18 protein-coding genes are annotated in these 18021 nt (G+C 61.8%); 10 read left to right on the top strand and 8 right to left on the bottom strand.

Features of this window, described 5'->3' with window-relative positions; genetic code table 11:
• Positions 1–215: 215 nt before the first annotated feature.
• The gene (locus K6N12_RS15295) at positions 216–1403 is read left to right on the top strand and encodes a Gfo/Idh/MocA family protein (RefSeq protein ID WP_097628687.1); all 1188 of its coding nucleotides are present in this window, start codon (positions 216–218) and stop codon (positions 1401–1403) included.
• Positions 1404–1479: 76 nt separating this feature from the next.
• Here K6N12_RS15295 and K6N12_RS15290 read toward each other — a convergent pair whose 3' ends face one another.
• Positions 1480–1884 carry a DoxX family protein gene (locus tag K6N12_RS15290; RefSeq protein ID WP_097628688.1) on the bottom strand — a complete coding sequence of 135 codons (405 nt, stop codon included), beginning with the start codon at positions 1882–1884 and terminating at the stop codon, positions 1480–1482.
• Positions 1885–2087: 203 nt separating this feature from the next.
• Between K6N12_RS15290 and K6N12_RS15285 the strand changes: the two genes are divergently transcribed.
• Positions 2088–3473, top strand: a complete 1386-nt coding sequence (locus tag K6N12_RS15285; protein ID WP_097628689.1) for a GH1 family beta-glucosidase — start codon at positions 2088–2090, stop codon at positions 3471–3473.
• 123 nt (positions 3474–3596) lie between these two features.
• Positions 3597–5810, top strand: coding sequence for a putative bifunctional diguanylate cyclase/phosphodiesterase (locus tag K6N12_RS15280; protein WP_097628690.1), 2214 nt, complete (start codon positions 3597–3599; stop codon positions 5808–5810).
• Positions 5811–5862: 52 nt separating this feature from the next.
• On the opposite strand, the gene trhO is transcribed toward K6N12_RS15280, so the two are convergent.
• From trhO to K6N12_RS15260, 4 genes are all read right to left on the bottom strand, one after another.
• The gene (gene trhO / locus K6N12_RS15275; RefSeq protein ID WP_097628791.1) at positions 5863–6792 is read right to left on the bottom strand and encodes an oxygen-dependent tRNA uridine(34) hydroxylase TrhO; all 930 of its coding nucleotides are present in this window, start codon (positions 6790–6792) and stop codon (positions 5863–5865) included.
• 175 nt (positions 6793–6967) lie between these two features.
• Positions 6968–7444: a VOC family protein gene (locus K6N12_RS15270; protein ID WP_097628691.1), complete on the bottom strand. Its 477-nt coding sequence runs from the start codon at positions 7442–7444 to the stop codon at positions 6968–6970.
• A gap of 122 nt (positions 7445–7566) precedes the next feature.
• Positions 7567–8475: a CHAD domain-containing protein gene (locus K6N12_RS15265; RefSeq protein ID WP_097628792.1), complete on the bottom strand. Its 909-nt coding sequence runs from the start codon at positions 8473–8475 to the stop codon at positions 7567–7569.
• Positions 8453–8941: a CYTH domain-containing protein gene (locus tag K6N12_RS15260; RefSeq protein ID WP_097628692.1), complete on the bottom strand. Its 489-nt coding sequence runs from the start codon at positions 8939–8941 to the stop codon at positions 8453–8455. Before K6N12_RS15260 ends, K6N12_RS15265 begins: the two co-directional genes overlap by 23 nt.
• A gap of 152 nt (positions 8942–9093) precedes the next feature.
• Between K6N12_RS15260 and K6N12_RS15255 the strand changes: the two genes are divergently transcribed.
• From K6N12_RS15255 to K6N12_RS15240, 4 genes are all read left to right on the top strand, one after another.
• Entirely contained in the window at positions 9094–9732 is a 639-nt protein-coding gene (locus K6N12_RS15255) for a 2-dehydro-3-deoxy-phosphogluconate aldolase (protein ID WP_097628693.1), read from the top strand.
• A gap of 106 nt (positions 9733–9838) precedes the next feature.
• Entirely contained in the window at positions 9839–10558 is a 720-nt protein-coding gene (locus K6N12_RS15250) for a tellurite resistance TerB family protein (RefSeq protein WP_097628694.1), read from the top strand.
• A gap of 63 nt (positions 10559–10621) precedes the next feature.
• Positions 10622–11317, top strand: coding sequence for a GNAT family N-acetyltransferase (locus tag K6N12_RS15245; RefSeq protein WP_097628695.1), 696 nt, complete (start codon positions 10622–10624; stop codon positions 11315–11317).
• On the top strand, positions 11314–11520 hold the full coding sequence (locus K6N12_RS15240; RefSeq protein ID WP_003590224.1) for a hypothetical protein: 207 nt from the start codon (positions 11314–11316) through the stop codon (positions 11518–11520). The genes K6N12_RS15245 and K6N12_RS15240 overlap by 4 nt, the downstream gene beginning before the upstream one ends.
• Before the next feature lies 1 nt (position 11521).
• Here K6N12_RS15240 and K6N12_RS15235 read toward each other — a convergent pair whose 3' ends face one another.
• The 3 genes from K6N12_RS15235 to K6N12_RS15225 form a co-directional block, all read right to left on the bottom strand.
• Complete coding sequence (locus K6N12_RS15235; protein WP_097628696.1) at positions 11522–12598, bottom strand: nickel/cobalt transporter; 1077 nt, start codon at positions 12596–12598, stop codon at positions 11522–11524.
• A complete protein-coding gene (locus tag K6N12_RS15230) occupies positions 12592–13233 on the bottom strand; it encodes a DUF1007 family protein (RefSeq protein ID WP_131711054.1) in 642 nt (213 codons plus the stop codon). Before K6N12_RS15230 ends, K6N12_RS15235 begins: the two co-directional genes overlap by 7 nt.
• A 132-nt stretch (positions 13234–13365) precedes the next feature.
• Positions 13366–14259, bottom strand: coding sequence for a LysR family transcriptional regulator (locus K6N12_RS15225; protein ID WP_097628793.1), 894 nt, complete (start codon positions 14257–14259; stop codon positions 13366–13368).
• A gap of 529 nt (positions 14260–14788) precedes the next feature.
• Here K6N12_RS15225 and odc2 point away from each other — a divergent pair.
• The 3 genes from odc2 to K6N12_RS15210 all read left to right on the top strand — a co-directional run bounded on the left by odc2 (position 14789) and on the right by K6N12_RS15210 (position 17956).
• Positions 14789–15922: an ornithine/lysine decarboxylase gene (odc2, locus tag K6N12_RS15220; RefSeq protein ID WP_038691369.1), complete on the top strand. Its 1134-nt coding sequence runs from the start codon at positions 14789–14791 to the stop codon at positions 15920–15922.
• A gap of 94 nt (positions 15923–16016) precedes the next feature.
• A complete protein-coding gene (locus K6N12_RS15215; protein ID WP_097628698.1) occupies positions 16017–16607 on the top strand; it encodes a GNAT family N-acetyltransferase in 591 nt (196 codons plus the stop codon).
• 320 nt (positions 16608–16927) lie between these two features.
• Positions 16928–17956, top strand: coding sequence for a serine hydrolase domain-containing protein (locus K6N12_RS15210; RefSeq protein WP_165503907.1), 1029 nt, complete (start codon positions 16928–16930; stop codon positions 17954–17956).
• Positions 17957–18021: the final 65 nt, after the last annotated feature.

Below are 18021 nucleotides of genomic sequence, written 5' to 3'. Positions count from 1 at the left end.
GGCTGCCCCTCACCCTAACCCTCTCCCCGTTATGACGGGAGAGGGGACCTGCCCCACGAGATGTTGGAGTGGGACGGAGGCGGCGCGACATATCCCTTCTTCCCGCTGGCGGGGGTCTGAAAGACGGGTCGAGACCCGTGGCTCGACCCAGGCAAAGGTGGCGGCAGCCGGATGAGGGGCGCATCCGCACCAAGTTAAATTCCAGGAGGACAAGAATGGCAATCGAAGCATCATCCGAACAGACCCGTGAGCCGCGCATCCGGCTCGGCATGGTGGGCGGCGGCGCCGGCGCGTTCATCGGTGCGGTGCACCGGATCGCGGCGCGCATCGACGATCAGTACGATCTCATCGCCGGCGCGCTGTCGTCGACGCCTGAAAAGGCGGTTCAGTCGGGCCGCGATCTCGGCCTCGATCCGTCGCGGACCTATTCCAGCTACCGCGAGATGGCGATCCGCGAGGCGAAGCTGAAGAACGGCATCGAGGCGGTAGCGATCGTCACGCCGAACCATGTGCATTACGACGCCGCCAAGGAATTCCTGAAGCGCGGCATCCATGTCATCTGCGACAAGCCGCTGACATCGAACCTTTCCGATGCGAAGAAGCTGAAGAAGATCGCCGACGACAGCGGCGCGCTCTTCGTGCTGACGCATAATTACACCGGTTATCCGATGGTCCGCCAGGCACGCGAGATGATCGCCAATGGTGAACTCGGCGATATCAGGGTCGTCCAGGCTGAATATCCGCAGGACTGGCTGACCGAGGCGGTTGAACAGACCGGCCAGAAGCAAGCCGCCTGGCGCACCGATCCGGCACAATCCGGCGTCGGTGGCTCGACAGGCGATATCGGCACCCATGCCTATAATCTCGCCGCCTTCATATCCGGACTGGAACTCGACAGCCTCGCTGCCGATCTCGACAGCTTTGTCCCCGGCCGCCGGCTGGATGACAATGCCCATGTCATGCTGCGCTTCAAGGCAAAGGGTTCGGAGAAGCCGGCTAAGGGCATGCTCTGGTGCAGCCAGGTGGCGCCCGGCCATGAGAACGGCCTGATGGTGCGCGTCTACGGCAGCAAGGGCGGCCTGGAATGGACCCAGAAGGATCCGAACTATCTCTGGTACACGCCATTCGGCGAGCCGAAACGGCTAATCACCCGGGGCGGCGCCGGTTCGGGCGCGGCTGCCGGCCGCGTCACGCGCGTGCCGTCTGGACATCCGGAGGGTTATCTCGAGGCCTTTGCGACGATTTACACGGAAGCCGCGCATGCGATCAATGCCCGTAAGAAGGGCAAGACCGTCGACAAGGCGGTGGTCTATCCCACCGTCGATGACGGCGTGAAGGGGGTGGCCTTCGTCGAGGCTTGCGTCGCGTCCTCGAAGAAAAACGGCGCATGGGTCAAGGTCTGACCTTACCGATCCGCATCGCCCAATGAAAAACGCCGAGGTGGGCTTAAAAGTCGCCTCGGCGTTTTGTTTATAGTGATCAGGCAGCAGCGGTACGGCCGCGCTTCAGCAGGTTGTCAACGCTGAGCGGTCCGGCGCCTGCCGCCACCAGATACAGAAAGACGAAGCAGAACAGGATCGCCGCGACGCCGCCGTTCTGTGCAGGGTAGATGCCCTTCGAGGCATGCCCGATGAAATAGGCGAAAGCCATCAGGCCCGAGAGCACGAAGGCTGCGATCCGGGTCTGGAATCCGACCAGAACCAGGAAGCCTAGGGTGAGTTCGATCAGCCCGGCAATCCACGAGAGCGAGCCTGCGGGCGGCACGCTGGCAGCGGCCGGAAAATGCAGAATCTTCTGCGTTCCGTAGCTGAACAGCACAAGTGACGAGACGATGCGCAGCAGGCTCAGCAGATGGGGCTGCAACAGATGGATCGAAGACAGCATCGGATTCCTTTCATGTTTTGCGATGTCTTGTTTGCGATGTCTTGGCGGTGTCCGCGATCGCCGGCCCGACATCAAGTCACGACTGGTGACATTCGCGTTATGAGGGCAGTCGCGTTCCACTCCCCGGCCTGTACTTTGCTTTCCGGCTTGGCTAAATCCGAGCCCGGACGATCCATTCACACGCTGAGAAATGGGATTTACAGATGATCGATGCGAAGACGCTTGCAAGCCGCCTTCCCGGCGATTTCACCTTCGGCGTCGCCACCGCCGCCTTCCAGATCGAAGGTGCTGTTAAGGCCGACGGGCGCAAGCCATCCATCTGGGATGCTTTCTGCAATATGCCCGGCCGAGTTTATAATCGCGATAATGGCGACGTCGCCTGCGACCACTATAACCGGCTGGAGCAGGATCTCGATCTTATCAAGGATATGGGTGTCGAAGCCTACCGCTTCTCGATCGCCTGGCCGCGCATCATCCCCGACGGCACGGGTGCGGTGAACGAGGCCGGGCTCGATTTCTACGACCGGCTGGTCGACGGCTGCAAGGCGCGCGGGATCAGGACCTTTGCCACGCTCTATCACTGGGACCTGCCGCTGCTGCTGGCCGGCGACGGCGGCTGGACGGCGCGCTCGACCGCCTATGCCTTTCAGCGCTACGCCAAGACGGTGATGAACCGGCTTGGCGATCGTCTCGACGCCGTCGCGACCTTCAATGAGCCGTGGTGCATCGTCTGGCTGAGCCACCTCTATGGCATCCATGCGCCGGGCGAGCGCAATATGCAGGCCGCCCTTCACGCCATGCACTACATGAACCTCGCCCACGGTCTCGGCGTCGAGGCGATCCGCTCGGAAGCCCCTGCGGTGCCCGTCGGGCTCGTGCTCAACGCCGCCTCGATCATCCCCGGCTCCGAGAGCCCGGCCGATCTTGCCGCCGCCGAACGCGCGCATCAGTTCCACAACGGGGCCTTCTTTGATCCCGTCTTCAAGGGTGAATATCCGAAGGAATTCGTCGAGGCGCTCGGTGAGCGCATGCCTGTCATCGAGGACGGCGACATGATGCTGATCAGCCAGAAACTCGACTGGTGGGGTCTGAATTACTACACGCCCGAGCGCGTCACCGACGATGCCGAACGCAACGGTGATTTCCCCTGGACGGTGAAAGCGCCGCCGGCAAGCGACGTCAAAACCGATATCGGTTGGGAAATCTATGCGCCGGGATTGAAGCTGCTGGTCGAGGACCTTTACCGTCGCTACGAACTGCCGGAATGCTACATCACCGAGAACGGCGCCTGCGACAACACCGGTATCGTCGACGGCGAAGTCGACGATACCATGCGTCTCGATTATCTCGGCGACCATCTCGATGTCGTGGCGGGCCTCATCAAGGACGGTTATCCCATGCGCGGCTATTTCGCCTGGAGCCTGATGGATAATTTCGAATGGGCGGAAGGCTACCGCATGCGTTTCGGCCTCGTCCATGTCGATTATCAGACCCAGTTGCGCACGGTGAAGAAGAGCGGCAAGTGGTATCGCGAACTCGCAGCACAATTCCCGAAGGGCAATCACAAGGCGGGTTTGTGGGACAGCTGACCTTGTTTCTCTCATTTTCCGCATCGGCAGGCAAAGAAATGGGCCCTCGCAAATCTTCAACAGTTGGTTGCTTAAACGTTTTTGAACTCTTGGCTGGCAAAGTCAGACGGTCAGGGAGCCGTGATGCAGACAGCCGGAAAGTCGCAGAGCAAGGGTTTGGGAGTAGGCCGTCACATCACCGTTACGGGGGTGCTTTTCTCCTTTGCCGTCATCGTTGCAATCGTCACCGTCATGGTGCTGACGGCGCTCGAGCGCGTGGCCGAAAATGCCAATCTCCTCGATGACGAGCGCTCGCGCGAAACGACGATCGGGGCGTTGAAGACTTTCGAGGACCAGCTCGGCGCGACGCTCGACGATTACGCCGCCTGGGACGATGCTGCCGTCAACGTCTATTCGCCCGACGGCATGGCCTGGACGGTGAGCAATTACGGCGAGATGTCGGTCAACAGCTCGCTTTTTGACATGGCGATTGTCATCGATGACGGGAAGAAGCCGATCATGGCCTATCGCGACGGCAAGCCGATGGAGGATCCGCTTGCGGATTTCTTCGCGCCGTCGCTCTGGACCCTGTTCGACGCGGCCAAGGCGGCCGACCCGGCCGGGACTCCCCAGGCAGTCGGCTTCGTCACCACCAAACGCGGTGTTGCTGCTGTCGGCGTCGCCCTGGTGCGGAAAAAATCCGGTGCGCTGGATGCGCCTGCCGGCCAGCATCGCTATCTCGTCTTCGCCCGCCATCTCGACAATGACCGGGTGACCGCGCTCGGCCAGACCTATGTCATCGGTGGGCTGAGGCTGGCGCCGGCGAGCTTCGAGGCCGATTATTTTGTGCCGATCGTCGATCCGACGGGGGCAACGCTTCAAAAGCTTGTCTGGACCTCGCGTTCGCCGGGTGATGTCGGCTACGCACAGGTGCGACCGATGGTCCTGCAGGCGCTCGGCCTTGTCGGGCTGTTCTTCGTGGTGCTGCTGGTCATCGGCTGGTTCACCGGCCGCCGGCTGAAGGCCGATGAAAACAGCGCCCGCGAGGAGACGCTGCGCGACCGGCTGAGCGGCCTTTCCAATCGCGACGGTCTTGGGCTTGCCGTCGACCGTTTCGTCGTCGAGGCGCGCCAGACCAAACGCAACGTGCTGCTCCTCTATCTCGACCTCGACGGCTTCAAGGAAGTCAATGACAGTTATGGCCACGGCACCGGCGATCAGTTGATTCGCGCGGTCGCGGCCGGTCTCGACGTGCTTATTCCGCAAGGCGCGGTTCTTGCTCGCATCGGCGGCGATGAATTTGCGATCGCCTTTCTCTCGGATGGCGAGAATGCCGCGGCCCTGCAACTTGCCGAGCAGATCCTTGATTTTCTGGTCGAGCCGCTGGAGATCGGTCGCCGCGTCGTTGTTGTCGGGGCCAGCATTGGCATCGCCATGTCGCCCGCCGGCACCATCGGCCGGGAGGAGCTGGTGCGCCGCTCCGACCTTGCCATGTACAAGGCGAAGGAAGCCGGCCGTGCGCGCATGACGCTTTACGATCCGTCGATGGATGCCGACCGGGAGCAGCGCAATGCGCTGGAACTCGACCTCAGGATGGCCATCGAAAGCGGTGATCTAACGCTCGCCTACCAGCCGCTGATCGATGCGGCCTCGTATGCGCCGACCGGCGTCGAGGCGCTGGTGCGCTGGAACCGTCCGGGTCATGGCCCTATCTCGCCCGAGGTGTTCATCCCGATCGCCGAGACCAGCGGCCTCATCGAATCGCTCGGCCTGTTCGTACTGCGCAAGGCCTGCGAAACAGCCAAGCAATGGCCGGAACTCAACGTTTCGGTCAACGTCTCCCCTGGCCAGTTCCGCAATCCCGCTTTTGCCGATTATGTGCGCTACGTGTTGAAGCAGACGGAGGTCGAGGCCGCCCGCATCACGCTCGAGATCACCGAAGGCTACATGATCCAGAATCCGCAGCGCACCCGCCAGTCGATCGAACGGCTGAAGGCGCTGGGGGTCAAGGTGGCGCTCGACGATTTCGGCTCCGGCTTCTCGTCAATCGGTTACCTCAGGCAGTTCGGCTTCGACCGCATCAAGATCGACCGCTCGCTGGTCATGGGGGTCAATGAGGACAAGCGCCAGCGCGAGATGCTGCAGGCGACCGTGGCGCTTGCCCGCTCTCTCGACATTCCGGTGACCGCCGAGGGCATCGAGACCGAGGAGCAGGCAATCGCCATGCGCCTGTTCGGCTGCGATTGCCTGCAGGGTTATCTGTTCGGAAAACCGATGACCGCCGATCTGATCACCGAGATGCTGCACGCGCGGCATACAGCCGAACCGGAAGGCCGGCGCCGTCTCGGCGCAGCCTGACGGGCGCTGGGAGATTTTCCTAACACGCGGCTGATCCGGAAAGGATACTGACTCAGCTGCCGATATGCCGCTGGCCGCGTTTCCTCGCGAGGGCGATCTGGTGCTGCCGCTGACGGTAGCGCAGCCGATCCTCTTCGGTGCGGGTGTGGTAGCAATGGCTGCAGGAAACGCCTTCCTCGTAGAGCGCCGAGGTGATTTCTTCCGCGGTGATCGGGTTGCGGCAAGCATGGCATAGCCGGTGTTCGCCTTCCTTCAGCCCGTGCTCGACGGAGACGCGCTCGTCGAAAACGAAGCAGGCGCCGTCCCAGAGGCTTTCCTCCTGCGGCACTTCTTCGAGATATTTCAGGATGCCGCCCTTCAAATGATAGACTTCGTCGAAGCCCTCGGCCTTCATGAAGGCGGTGGCCTTCTCGCAGCGTATGCCGCCGGTGCAGTACATGGCGATCTTGGGCTTGTTGTGCAGGCCGGAATTGTTGCGCACCCAATCGGGAAATTGGCGGAAGGTCTTCGTCTTCGGGTCGAGCGCGCCGCGAAAGGTGCCGATTGCCGTCTCGTAATCGTTGCGGGTGTCGATGACGATCGTATCGGGATCGGAAATCAGCGCGTTCCAGTCCTGAGGCGCCACATAGGTGCCAACCACTTTGTTGGGGTCGATATCCTCGACGCCCATGGTAACGATCTCTTTCTTCAGCTTAACCTTCATGCGCAGGAAAGGCATTTTCGAGGCGCGGCTTTCCTTATGCTCCAGACCCAAGAATTCCGGCTGGGTCCGCAGAAAGGAGAGCACGGCGGCAACACCGGCATCCGGGCCGGCGATCGTGCCGTTGATGCCCTCATGTGCCAGAAGCAGAGTTCCCTTGACGCCGCTCTCCTCGCAAAGCGCCTGCAGCGGGCCTTGCAGGCTCTCAAAGCGCGGCACGGATACGAAATGGTAGAGTGCGGCCACGAGGAACGGGCTGGTGTGTGTTAGGCTGTCGGTCATGGGGGCGGAAATACAGAAAATCGGCGGATCGTGCAATTGCCTTCACGGGTGGCCGCTTTGGCGGATGAGCGATTGATGCAGGTCGCCGGGAAGTGTGCAGCGGTTCTCGAATAACGACATGCATCAAAACAAGAGCTAAAGCGCGTCGCATGAATCAAGTTTGATGCGACGCGCTTTAGGCTTTCGCCTGCCATTCGGAAAACGGCCGCACGCCAAAGCTTGGGTCCGGAGTGTCGTCGAGGATGCTGATGAACTCGATGGAGTGTCCGTCGGGATCCTTGAAATAGATAGACAACGCCGGCATCCAGCCGAGAACCACCGGCTCCGTCGCTGGCTCACCGGTAAAGCCAAGAGGCTCCACCCCCTTTTCCTTGAGGCGGGCGGGCGCCTGCAGCACCCCGTCGGCGGTCATGCGGAAGGCGATGTGCAGCCGCATGTTCAGCGGTCCGGTTCCGGCTTCCCAAAGGCCGAGCATGCCGGTCTTCCGGTCGTCCACCCAGAGGAAAGCGACTTTGCGCTCCTCGAAGGAGGCCGCCGGTTCGAGCCCGACGATATCGCGGTAGAAGTCCGTGGAGGTTTGGAGATTGGCAACGGTCAGATGGGTCTCGTAGAGCCCGAGCAGCTTCGGCATCGCGGTATTTTCGGCGGTCATTTCTTCCTCGCGGGTCAGATCTAGGCTTTCTCGACCGCCGGAGGCTAGGACCTCAAGATTGGTTGAGGTCAATAGTTCTTGTTGAAATATTTCAGAGGCGTTGGCGCCATAGGGATGCCGCCTTAGCTCCCGGCCGTCAGCCAGAGAAGCTCGATGCGCTGTGCTTCCTCGTCGGGATCATCGGCGAAGACGGTTTCGGCTTTGACAAGCGCTTGCCGCCGGTCTTCCTGCTGGCGGAAGATGATGGCGTCGAGCAGATGGGCTAGGTCGTCATTACGGGTGAAGAGCTGCGGCTCGGCCTCGACCAGTTCGGAGAGCACGGCAAGATCATGGATATGGCCGAGATCCTCGACGAGTTCCTTGGCCGCGTCGCGCTTGGCCTTCATCGCCCCGGGCCAAACATCGCGCAACAGGCTATGATAGAGCCGATAGTCGTAGGTGCGTTTGCGCAGCTTGTGGAAGTCGTCGGCAGATGCCTCGCCATGGCAGGCAGCAAGCGCCGCATTCGCCTTTCGTGCGATGCGGCGCCAGCTCTTCGCCAGCTTGCGGGCATTCTTGCGGTGGCGGCCATTGAACGAGACGCCATCCAGGGCGGCGGACGCCTCCTTCAGAACGTCGGTGGTTTCCGCCAAGCGCTGTTTAAGGCCGCTTTCGGCCTGCGCCATCCAGTCACGGCGGCCTTCAAGCACGGTGATGATGCGGCCGAGTGCCTCGCTCTCTTCTTTCTCGCGGGCAGTCCGCTGCAGATATTGCGCCGTGCCGATGAGGGCGTTGGCATCGCGGATCGCCGAAAGCGAACGGGCGGCATCGCGCAGCCTGGCATTTTCGCGATCCTGGAAATCCGGCGCCTCGCGGGCCACGAGCCGGTAGAGCGAGCGCAATCGTTTCAGGTTCTTACGGAAGGAATGGATCGCCTCATGGGCGCCGTCCGGCTGTTCTTCGATCAGTGCGATCGCATCGTCCAGCTGCTCTTTCGCGGCGCTGCGGAATTCACTGGTGAAATCAGCCTTAGGCCGAATGCGGTAGGCCATGCCTGTCGTGCCCATATTCTGTGGCAAGGGCCTGGTTGGAATAGCGGAAATCGCCGGTTACTTCGCGGCCGAGCCAAGCGGGCAGCGCTGGATCGTCTGTCTCTGCGGTCATCTCGACCTCGGCAATCACAAGGCCGCGATGTTCGCCGGCAAAGACGTCGACCTCCCAGACGAAACCCTCATACGGAACACGGTAGCGCGTCTTCTCGATGACGATGCCGATCGCGTTCTGCAACAGTTCCTCGGCATCGGCGATCGGGATGTCGTATTCGAATTCGTCACGAGTGATGGCGCTGCGGCCGATCTTGATCGTCAGTCTCGCCTTCCTGCTATCGAGGATACGCACCCGGACGGAACGATCGTCCATGGAGGCGATATAGCCCTGCTTCAGTGCAGACTTCGTCTCGACGGCGGAACGCCATCCATCGCTGCGTACGAGGAACTTCCGCTCGATCTCTTTCGCCATACCGGTGAACCTTTTGTGACGATGCCGCACGGTAGCCCACTTTCCCGGGATTTCATACCCACCCTGTCTTAGGAATTGGTTTTATCTCGACAAGGTTCCATTAGGACGTTATTCGGGGTCGAATTCAATCGTTTCAAGGAAGTCGCACGGCTATGGGCGAGAAAACAGAAAAGCTCCTTTCCATCCTGAAACTCCAGCCGGTCGTTCCGGTCCTGATCGTCGACGATGCCAAGTCGGCCGTAATGCTGGCCCGCGCGCTTGTCGCGGGCGGTCTGAAGGCGATCGAGATCACCATGCGCACGCCGGCGGCACTCGATGCCGTGCGCGCCGTCGCCGCCGAGGTCGAGGGCGCCGAAGTTGGTGCCGGCACGATCCTGAACGCCGCCCATTGGGAAGCCGCCGTCGAGGCCGGCTCGAAATTCATCGTCAGCCCGGGCACGACGCAGGAACTGCTCGATGCCGCAGCCGATTCCGATGTGCCGCTGCTTCCCGGTGCTGCGACCGCCAGCGAGGTCATGGCTTTGCGCGAAGAAGGCTATCAGGTGCTGAAGTTCTTCCCGGCAGAGCAGGCTGGCGGCGCCGCTCTGCTCAAGGCGCTCTCCTCGCCGCTGGCCGGCACGCTGTTTTGCCCGACCGGCGGCATTTCGCTGAAGAACGCCAATGACTATCTGTCGCTGCCGAACGTCATCTGCGTCGGCGGCTCCTGGGTGGCGCCGAAGGAACTGGTCGCGGCCGGCGACTGGGCGGGGATCACCAGGCTCGCAGCAGAGGCTGCGGCGCTGAAGGCCTGAGTTTGGGGCAGGGGATGAGCCTCACGGCACAATTCCCCCTCCTCTGTTTGTATTCCAACCGTCGCAAACCTATGTAGTCCTCCAGCTAACAGGGAGACGACGAGGAATGTTCGACGCGAAGAAGCTTCTCGACCAGTTCTTGGGTTCGCAGGTGCCGGGCCTTGGTGGCTCGGTCCGCGACAGGGCGGGCGAGGCCATGCAGACGGCAAAGAACAATCCGATGAAGACCGGTGCGATCGCAGCCGCGCTTCTCGGCACCAAGACCGGCCGGAGTATTGCTGGCAACGCCCTGGCGATCGGCGGTCTTGCCGCTATCGCCGGCCTCGGCTACCAGGCCTACAAAAATTACCAGGCAGGGCAGGCGCCAGCAGCCCCTTCGGATGCACCCTCGGCCAACAATCCGGTTCTCCTGCCACCGCCTGTCGAATCCGGCTTCGGGCCGGCCTCGCCGGCCGGCAGCAATGAGTTTGTGCTGGTGCTGATCCGCGCGATGATCGCTGCCGCCAAGGCCGACGGTCATATCGACGATGCCGAACGGGCCCTTATCATGGACAAGGTCAAGGCCGCCGATGTCAGCGGCGAGGCTGCGGCCTTCATTGAACGCGAACTCGCTTCGCCGACCGATCTCGATGCACTGGTCGCCGCCGCGACGACGGAAGAACAGCGCGTCGAACTCTATACCGCCTCGCGGCTCACCATCGAGCCGGATTCGCGGGCCGAGCGTGGTTATCTCGATCTGCTTGCCGGCAGGCTCGGCCTTGCCGACCAGCTGGTCGATCATATCGAGGCGACGGTGTCCTCCGCAAAAGTTACCTTGTCACAGTAACATCTAGGCCGGTTGCCTTTGTCGGGCGGCTGGCCTATCCACTCCTGGACAAGGGGAGTGAACATGCGCGATCTTGCAAATTTCAAGGGCTGCCCGGCGCCGAAGCCGGTGACGCTGAAAGGCCGTTTCGTCACCGTCGAACCTTATCGGCGCGCCGAGCATCTCGAGGCGCTGTGGGACGGGCTTGGCGGCATGGGCATCAACCCGCTGCTTCTCTATTTCGCGCAGGACGATTTCTCCGGGATCGAGGATTTCGCCAACTGGCTGGAAACCGTCTACACCAAGTCCGGCTGGCTCACCCATATCTTCCGTGACAACGCCACCGGCAAAATTGTGGGCATGGCGAACTACATGCGCGCCGACCCGGCAAACGGCGTCGTCGAGATCGGCGGGGTGGCGCATGGTGCGGAGATGAAGCGTTCGCCGCTTTCGACCGAGGCGCATTACCTGATGGCCAAGCACGTTTTCGAGGAGCTCGGCTACCGCCGCTACGAATGGAAATGCGACAATAAGAACGAGGCGAGCAAGACGACGGCGGCGCGCTACGGCTTCAGCTTCGAAGGGGTCTTCCGCCAGCACATGATCGCCAAGCACCGCAACCGCGACACCGCCTGGTTCTCGATGATCGATGCCGAATGGCCGCTGCTCAACGATGCCTTCGAGGCCTGGCTTTCGCCGGAGAATTTCGATGCCGCCGGCAATCAGATCCGCCGTCTGCAGGATATTCGCGCCGATCTGGAAAAGGAAAGGCTCGCGTGAGCCCCGAGAGCCGCTCGCAGGCAATCGCCGCCGCCATCATCCTGCTCGGCGCCGGCCTCGTCCTCTATTTCCTGCCGACCATCGTTTTATGGATCGGCAATTTCTCGCCGGTGCTGGGGATCGCCGTCGGCGTCTGCCTGATCATGGCGTTTTTCGCGGTTTTCTGGCTGCGGGCGCGCTATCAGCGCAGCAAGGGGAAGTAGCCTATCCCTGCAGCGACGCTCCGAGGAGCAGGGTCCCGATCACGATAACCAGCACGGCGCCGAGGATTTCGATGGCGTTGCCGATCCAGACAGAGGCGGTTGAGCCGCGTCCGGATAGGCGGACGGCGGCACTCTTGGCGGTGACGGCAAGGGTGGCCAGCAGGGAAACGGTGATCGCGGTGCCGAGCGACATGGCGGCAACCGACAGCACGCCCCCGAGATAGAGCCCGTTCAGCAGCGAAAAGGTCATGACCAGCAATGCGCCGGAGCAGGGGCGAAGGCCGACGGCGACGATCGCCGACCATGCCTCGCGGGCACTGAACCTGTCGCCGGCAAGCAGGGCGGGATCCGGCACATGAGCATTGCCGCAGGTCTCGCAGGCCATGCCGGGAACAAAGGTATGGCTGGCTTCGACAGCCTGCGCCTTGCCGTTGAACGCATAGGTCTGGCGTTCGGCGGCATTGTCCTTCCAGTCGAGCATCATGCTGACCGGACCGGCTGACGCCGCCATCAGCCGGCGGTGCGGCATGTTGCCGAGCATCGAGCGCAGTTTGCGGAACAGCAGCCAGCCGCCGAACAGGATGACCATGACGAAGCTTGCGATCTCCATCGCATGGGTCGCCGCCGTCAGCGTGATGCCGGTGCCGCGCAGCACCAGCCAGGCGCCGCCGACCAGCGCCACCGCCACCACGCCTTGGATAAAGGCCGAGATGAAGGAAATCACCACGCCGCGCTTCAGCTCGATCTCGTTGGCGATCATGTAGGAGGAAATGACCGCCTTGCCGTGACCGGGGCCGGCGGCATGGAAGACGCCATAGGCGAAGGACAGGCCGATCAGCGAGGCCAGTTGCCACGGATCCTCACGCATCGCCTTCAAGGCATCGGTCAGCGCCCGGTAGAAGGCCTGTTGCTCGTAATTCACATAGAGCAAAAGCGGTGCGAGCGGCCCGCCGGTCGGCTGGAAGCTCGGTTCCGCCGTGCCGATGCCGAGCGGCGATTGCGCATGGGCGAGGGTTGCCGCAGCCAGAAGCGCCAAGACCGAGGCGGCAAGGATGAACGGCAGGCGTTTCGTCAGCATGTGACCTCCAGCCGGGTGGCGAAGAGTTTGGACATGTTGGTGCCGGTGGGATCATTGAAGAAGGCGTCGGTCAGCGACTGCTTGTTCTGCGAGATCACCTGGTCGGCATCCGGCCGCACCACCTGATGCTTGCAGGCCTTGAAGCCGTCGCCGACGATTGCCAGTTCGTTGTCGGTGGGAAAGTCGATCGAGGTATACAGCGTCGGGTCGTAGACGCCGAAGCTGAGCCTGCCTTTCAGCGGCATCTTCTCCACCGGCTTGACCGCGAAGAACATCAGCAGCTGGCCATCCTTGTAGTCGACGTGGATGATGTCTGGCTTCTGAACGGTGACGTTCTTCCCGTCGATGGTCAGGTTCATGTAGTAATCATATTCGGCAAGCGACTGCTTTACCGTTTTTCCGACCTCGGCGAGCTCGTTCGGCTCCAGCTTTAGATCGGTGTTCTTGTCGAAATCCATGACGACCGAGGAGGAGAAAACCTCGTCGAAACGCCAGACATTGCGCAGTTCCTCGACGCTGCCATCCTTGCCGGCCACGACCTCGAGGCGCGCCTCCACGAAGATGTGCGGATGGGCAAGGGCGGCGGCCGGCGCCAGCGAAACAAGCGCGGCCATCAGTATCGTCGAATATCTCATTTGTTCCGCTGCCCTGTTCGGTGACCCTGACTTCTTGCCAGAAATTGGGACGGAATTGGGACCGGATTCCGCATTGGATTCAGAGAGCCGTGGGTTTGCGCGGGGCGCGATGTCGCAGCCGCAAGAGCGACGTTACGGATGTTTCTTGAACCAGTTGTTGAGATAATCGACGAAGATCCTCACCTTGGCCGGTAGGTAGCGGCGGTGCGGATAGACGGCATAGATGCCGCGGTCGGTCGGGAGATAATCATTGAACAGCGTCACCAGCTCGCCGCTCTCGATCGGCTTGCGGGCGATGAAATCTGGGATGAGGGCGATGCCGATGCCGGCGAGGGCTGCGCGCAAAGTCGCATGCGGACTGTTCACCTCCATCGGGCCGGAGACGGCGACGGTGAATGAGGTGTTGTCGGGATTGTGGAAGCGGATGCTCGCCTGGGTGCGCGAATTGGTATCGACGATGAAAGGGACGTTGGAAATGTCACTCGGATGGGCAAGATCGGGATGGCGTTCGAGGAAATCCGGGGTGGCGCAGAGGTGGACGCGAAAATCGGAGATTTTGCGGGCGATCATGCCGGAATCTTCGAGCTTGCTGATGCGAATCGCCACGTCGAAGCCTTCCTCGATCAGGTCGACAAACCGGTCGTCGGCGGCGATCTCCAGCGAAAGATCCGGGTTCTCCCTGGAGAAATCGATCAGCGACTGGCCGACATCGGCATCGACGAAAGTGCGGGGCACGGATATGCGCAGCCGTCCCTTCAGCTGCGCATTGTTTTCACGCACGAGGTCGGCAAGGTTATCGATCTCCTTGAGGATATCGGAGGCGCTACGGTAATAGGTGTGGCCGGCCTCGGTCATGGAGAACTGCCGGGTGGTGCGGTTGAGCAGCAGGGCGCCGAGTTCATCTTCCAGCTCGCGCACATATTTGGAGAGCAGCGCCTTGGAGCGGCCGGTGCGCCTGGCGGCGGCGGAAAAGCCTTCGGCCTCGACGACATCGATGAAGGCGCGTATGCGGGTCAAGGTATCCATGGCCATCCCTTAAACTGTTTCGGAATGTTGAACAAATCGGCTCCTCCTGTTCAATTATTTTTTTGACCCCAAGATCAAAAAAAACGCTTGATTATGAAGGCGAATATTCTTATTTCCACCTCAGCCCAAAGTCGCACGTGCCCATGGGTGTCCGCCGAACCCTCGAATTGGTGAGGAAATCGGTAAGGTACCTGGAATTAACCCCTCCAGTCGCTATTCCGGCCAACCGGAAAATGCGAGGACGCCTGAAGCAACGACGGTGCGGGCCTTTTTGTTCTCTCCCTGCTTTCCATCAGCGGGGGTTACTGAAGAGGCACACCATCATTGCCGGAAGTGCGGTTGGGATTCTCCCTCCAATCCATGGCAGACAAAGCCGAACTTACACCGCATCGCGGCGTTGGTTCACTATCTGCGCATCGAGCGCTTGCTATGGTTCCGGGGTCTCCACCGGCTGGTTCCAATGCGAGTTCTCGTATGCCCTTTGTCCTCCGGCTGATGCCGGAGCTCTGGAATTGGAAGAGGGAACGATATGACCACCCAGCGCATCCGCGACTTTCTCGCAACCCGACGTCCCGACGGTCCCTGCCTCGTGGTTGACCTCGATGTCGTTCGCGATAATTTCCATGCCTTCCGTCACGCCATGCCGGACAGCGCCATCTACTATGCCGTCAAGGCCAACCCGGCCCCTGAGGTGCTGAAGCTGCTCGCAGGGCTCGGCTCCAATTTCGATTGCGCATCCGTTGCCGAAATCGAAATGGCGCTGGAAGCCGGTGCGACCGCCGCACGCATCTCCTTTGGCAACACGATCAAGAAGGAACGCGACGTTGCCCGCGCGCACGCGCTCGGCGTCAGCCTCTTTGCCGTCGACAGCCACGAGGAAGTCGAGAAGATCTCGCGCGCCGCACCCGGCGCCCGCGTCTTCTGCCGCGTGCTCACCGATGGCGAAGGCGCCGAATGGCCGCTGTCGCGCAAGTTCGGCTGCGTTCCGCAGATGGCCGTCGACGTTCTCGTCTACGCCCATCAGCTCGGCCTTCAGTCCTATGGCGTCTCGTTCCATGTCGGTTCGCAGATGACCAAGGTCGATGCCTGGGATTCGGCGCTCGCCGATGCCAAGCGCGTCTTCGTATCGCTTGCCAAGCAGGGCATCCACCTGCAGATGGTCAACATGGGCGGCGGCTTCCCGACCAAGTATCTGCGCGACGTTCCGTCCGCAGAAGCTTACGGCAAGTCGATCTACCAGGCGCTGCGCACGCATTTCGGCAACCAGATCCCGCAGACGATCATCGAGCCGGGCCGCGGCATGGTCGGCAATGCCGGCGTGATCAAGGCGGAAGTCGTGCTGATTTCGAAGAAGTCGGACAATGACGATGCCCGCTGGGTCTTTCTCGACATCGGCAAGTTCGGCGGTCTCGCCGAGACGATGGACGAAGCCATCCGCTATCCGATCCGCACGGAGCACGACGGCGACGAGATGGAGCCCTGCGTCATCGCCGGCCCGACCTGCGATTCGGCCGATGTGCTTTACGAGAAGAACCTCTATCCGCTGCCGATCTCCCTTTCGATCGGCGACGAGGTCCTGATCGAAGGCACCGGCGCCTATACGACGACCTATTCGGCGGTCGCTTTCAACGGTTTCGAGCCGCTGAAGGCTTACGTCATCTAAGGTCGTTTCCGCCGGCCCCGTAACCAGGCGGGGCGGCAATTTCACAATTTTCGTTCATCGCCGCTGATAACGGTATTGGGTACGGGAGGCCAAGATGGCCGCTGTTCTTGATTCTGTCCGCGCATTCTTTGCGCCTACCACTTTCGCCATCGACGCCGAAAATCCGTCTGACGTCGTTGCCCGTGAAAACCTGCTCGACCGGGTCATGGGGCCTGACCGCCGCAAGAAGTCGTCGGAGAAGATCCGCCGTAACCGTGTTCCGGCCGAGGGGCTGGCGCTCGTCGCGCGCGATCGCGACGGTCATGTCATCGGCTCGGTACGGCTCTGGAACATCGAGGCCGGCGTCAATGACGAGGGCACACCGATTGATGCGCTGCTGCTCGGTCCGCTCGCCGTCGCGCCGCATCTTGGCGGCAAGGGCATCGGCTCGGCGCTGATGCGCGCGGCGATCCTCGAAGCCAAGAAACGCGGGCATGGCGCCGTCCTGCTCGTCGGCGACGCCGCCTATTACGAGCGTTTCGGCTTTTTTGCCGAGAAGGCCCGCCATCTTGTCATGCCAGGCCCGTTCGAACGCTCGCGCTTTCTGGCGCTCGAGCTCACGGAAGGCTGGCTTGACGGCGCGGCCGGCATGATCGTCCCCTCGGGACGCATGCTGGCCGGCGCGCCGCTTCGCCGCGCCGCCTAGCAATCGGCCGGCCGGGGTTGAACGTCCTTACCCCGGCCGGCAATATCCGCGCCGCTTGACCATGGAGGCAGGCGGGCCTGCCGTGGTTGCGGCGCGGATTGTTTTTTCGGGTGGCGGGTGGATTCACCGGGATGCCTCACGCACTTAAAGCGCGTCGCGTCAAACTTGATTCATGCGACGCGCTTTAGCTCTTTGTTTCTACGCATATCGTTGCCGGAAAACGGCTGCACACTTTTGCGCGACATGCTTTAGCAACACAATCGCGTGAAATGTACTGCCGGCCCGCGACCATGCCAGGCTGATATCCTATCTTGCGCTGCATGATCCGCGTTCTCTCTCTTCTGGTTCTCTTCAGTTTGCCGCTTGCCGCGACGATGCCGGCCGCTGCCCAGAGCACGGCCCGCACCTTCACGGGGCTTAATCCCCTTCTCGATCGGGCGGCTGGTGACCCGGCGATGCGGCCTCTCAAGACGGTGATCGTCGCACGCGGCGGACGGTTGCTCGCCGAACGCGGCTTCCACGGCCATTCGCCGTCGGAATCCACCAATATCAAATCCGCTTCGAAGTCGGTCATTTCGGCGCTGGTCGGTATTGCCATCGGCAAGGGCCTGCTGGCAGGCCCCGATCAGAAGATCGCGCCGATCCTGAAGGCCGATCTCCCCGCGGCGCCGGATCCGCGCATCAACGATATCACCATCGGTCATCTTCTCTCCATGCAGGCCGGGCTCGATCGCATGTCGGGCCCGAATTACGGCCGCTGGGTCTCCTCGCGCAACTGGGTGCGTTTTGCGCTCTCCCAGCCTTTCGTCGATCAGCCCGGCGGGGACATGCTCTATTCCACCGCATCCACGCATCTGCTGTCGGCCATTCTCACCAGGGTTAGCCGGCGGTCGACGCTGGCGCTCGCGCGTGAATGGTTCGGCCCGGTCGACGGTTTCCGCATCGGCGCATGGGAGCGCGATCCGCAGGGCATCTATCTCGGCGGCAATCAGATGGCGATGAGCGCCCGGTCCCTGCTTGCCTTCGGCGAACTCTACCGCAATGGAGGGCGCACTCGGGAAGGGGAGCAGGTCGTGCCTGCCGACTGGATTTCCCAGTCGTGGCAGCACCACACAAACTCGCATTTTTCCGGCGACGAATATGGCTATGGCTGGTTCACTCGGCAGATCGGCGGTGAACAGGTGCATTTCGCCTGGGGTTATGGCGGGCAGATGCTCTACATCGTCCCGTCGCTGGATCTGACGGTCGTCATGACGTCGGAGGAAAGCGGCCCCTCGGCGCGAAACGGATACCGGGATCTGTTGCACACCCTGTTGGCAGATATCATCGGCACGGTGCGGGCCGCCTGAAAAAACGGTGATCGTTAAATTTCTAGCGAAGCCCCCAATCAAACCGCAAAACGCTTGCTGTATGG

Origin of the sequence: Rhizobium redzepovicii, assembly GCF_019793435.1 — a bacterium.
GTDB classification, from domain to species: Bacteria; Pseudomonadota; Alphaproteobacteria; order Rhizobiales; family Rhizobiaceae; genus Rhizobium; species Rhizobium redzepovicii.
The sequence above is the reverse complement of the archived record's forward strand: the minus strand, read 5'-3'. Positions and strand labels throughout refer to the sequence as shown.

Excerpts from the sequence above, each read along its gene's own strand:
- trhO (WP_097628791.1), bottom strand. The coding sequence starts at position 6,792 with ATGACCGACAGCCTAACACACACCAGCCCGTTCCTCGTGGCCGCACTC.
- odc2 (WP_038691369.1), top strand. The coding sequence starts at position 14,789 with ATGACCACCCAGCGCATCCGCGACTTTCTCGCAACCCGACGTCCCGAC.
- K6N12_RS15265 (WP_097628792.1), bottom strand. The coding sequence starts at position 8,475 with ATGGCCTACCGCATTCGGCCTAAGGCTGATTTCACCAGTGAATTCCGC.
- K6N12_RS15210 (WP_165503907.1), top strand. The coding sequence starts at position 16,928 with ATGATCCGCGTTCTCTCTCTTCTGGTTCTCTTCAGTTTGCCGCTTGCC.
- K6N12_RS15235 (WP_097628696.1), bottom strand. The coding sequence starts at position 12,598 with ATGCTGACGAAACGCCTGCCGTTCATCCTTGCCGCCTCGGTCTTGGCG.
- K6N12_RS15285 (WP_097628689.1), top strand. The coding sequence starts at position 2,088 with ATGATCGATGCGAAGACGCTTGCAAGCCGCCTTCCCGGCGATTTCACC.
- K6N12_RS15280 (WP_097628690.1), top strand. The coding sequence starts at position 3,597 with ATGCAGACAGCCGGAAAGTCGCAGAGCAAGGGTTTGGGAGTAGGCCGT.
- K6N12_RS15270 (WP_097628691.1), bottom strand. The coding sequence starts at position 7,444 with ATGACCGCCGAAAATACCGCGATGCCGAAGCTGCTCGGGCTCTACGAG.
- K6N12_RS15230 (WP_131711054.1), bottom strand. The coding sequence starts at position 13,233 with ATGAGATATTCGACGATACTGATGGCCGCGCTTGTTTCGCTGGCGCCG.
- K6N12_RS15290 (WP_097628688.1), bottom strand. The coding sequence starts at position 1,884 with ATGCTGTCTTCGATCCATCTGTTGCAGCCCCATCTGCTGAGCCTGCTG.
- K6N12_RS15245 (WP_097628695.1), top strand. The coding sequence starts at position 10,622 with ATGCGCGATCTTGCAAATTTCAAGGGCTGCCCGGCGCCGAAGCCGGTG.
- K6N12_RS15255 (WP_097628693.1), top strand. The coding sequence starts at position 9,094 with ATGGGCGAGAAAACAGAAAAGCTCCTTTCCATCCTGAAACTCCAGCCG.
- K6N12_RS15260 (WP_097628692.1), bottom strand. The coding sequence starts at position 8,941 with ATGGCGAAAGAGATCGAGCGGAAGTTCCTCGTACGCAGCGATGGATGG.
- K6N12_RS15225 (WP_097628793.1), bottom strand. The coding sequence starts at position 14,259 with ATGGATACCTTGACCCGCATACGCGCCTTCATCGATGTCGTCGAGGCC.
- K6N12_RS15215 (WP_097628698.1), top strand. The coding sequence starts at position 16,017 with ATGGCCGCTGTTCTTGATTCTGTCCGCGCATTCTTTGCGCCTACCACT.
- K6N12_RS15250 (WP_097628694.1), top strand. The coding sequence starts at position 9,839 with ATGTTCGACGCGAAGAAGCTTCTCGACCAGTTCTTGGGTTCGCAGGTG.
- K6N12_RS15295 (WP_097628687.1), top strand. The coding sequence starts at position 216 with ATGGCAATCGAAGCATCATCCGAACAGACCCGTGAGCCGCGCATCCGG.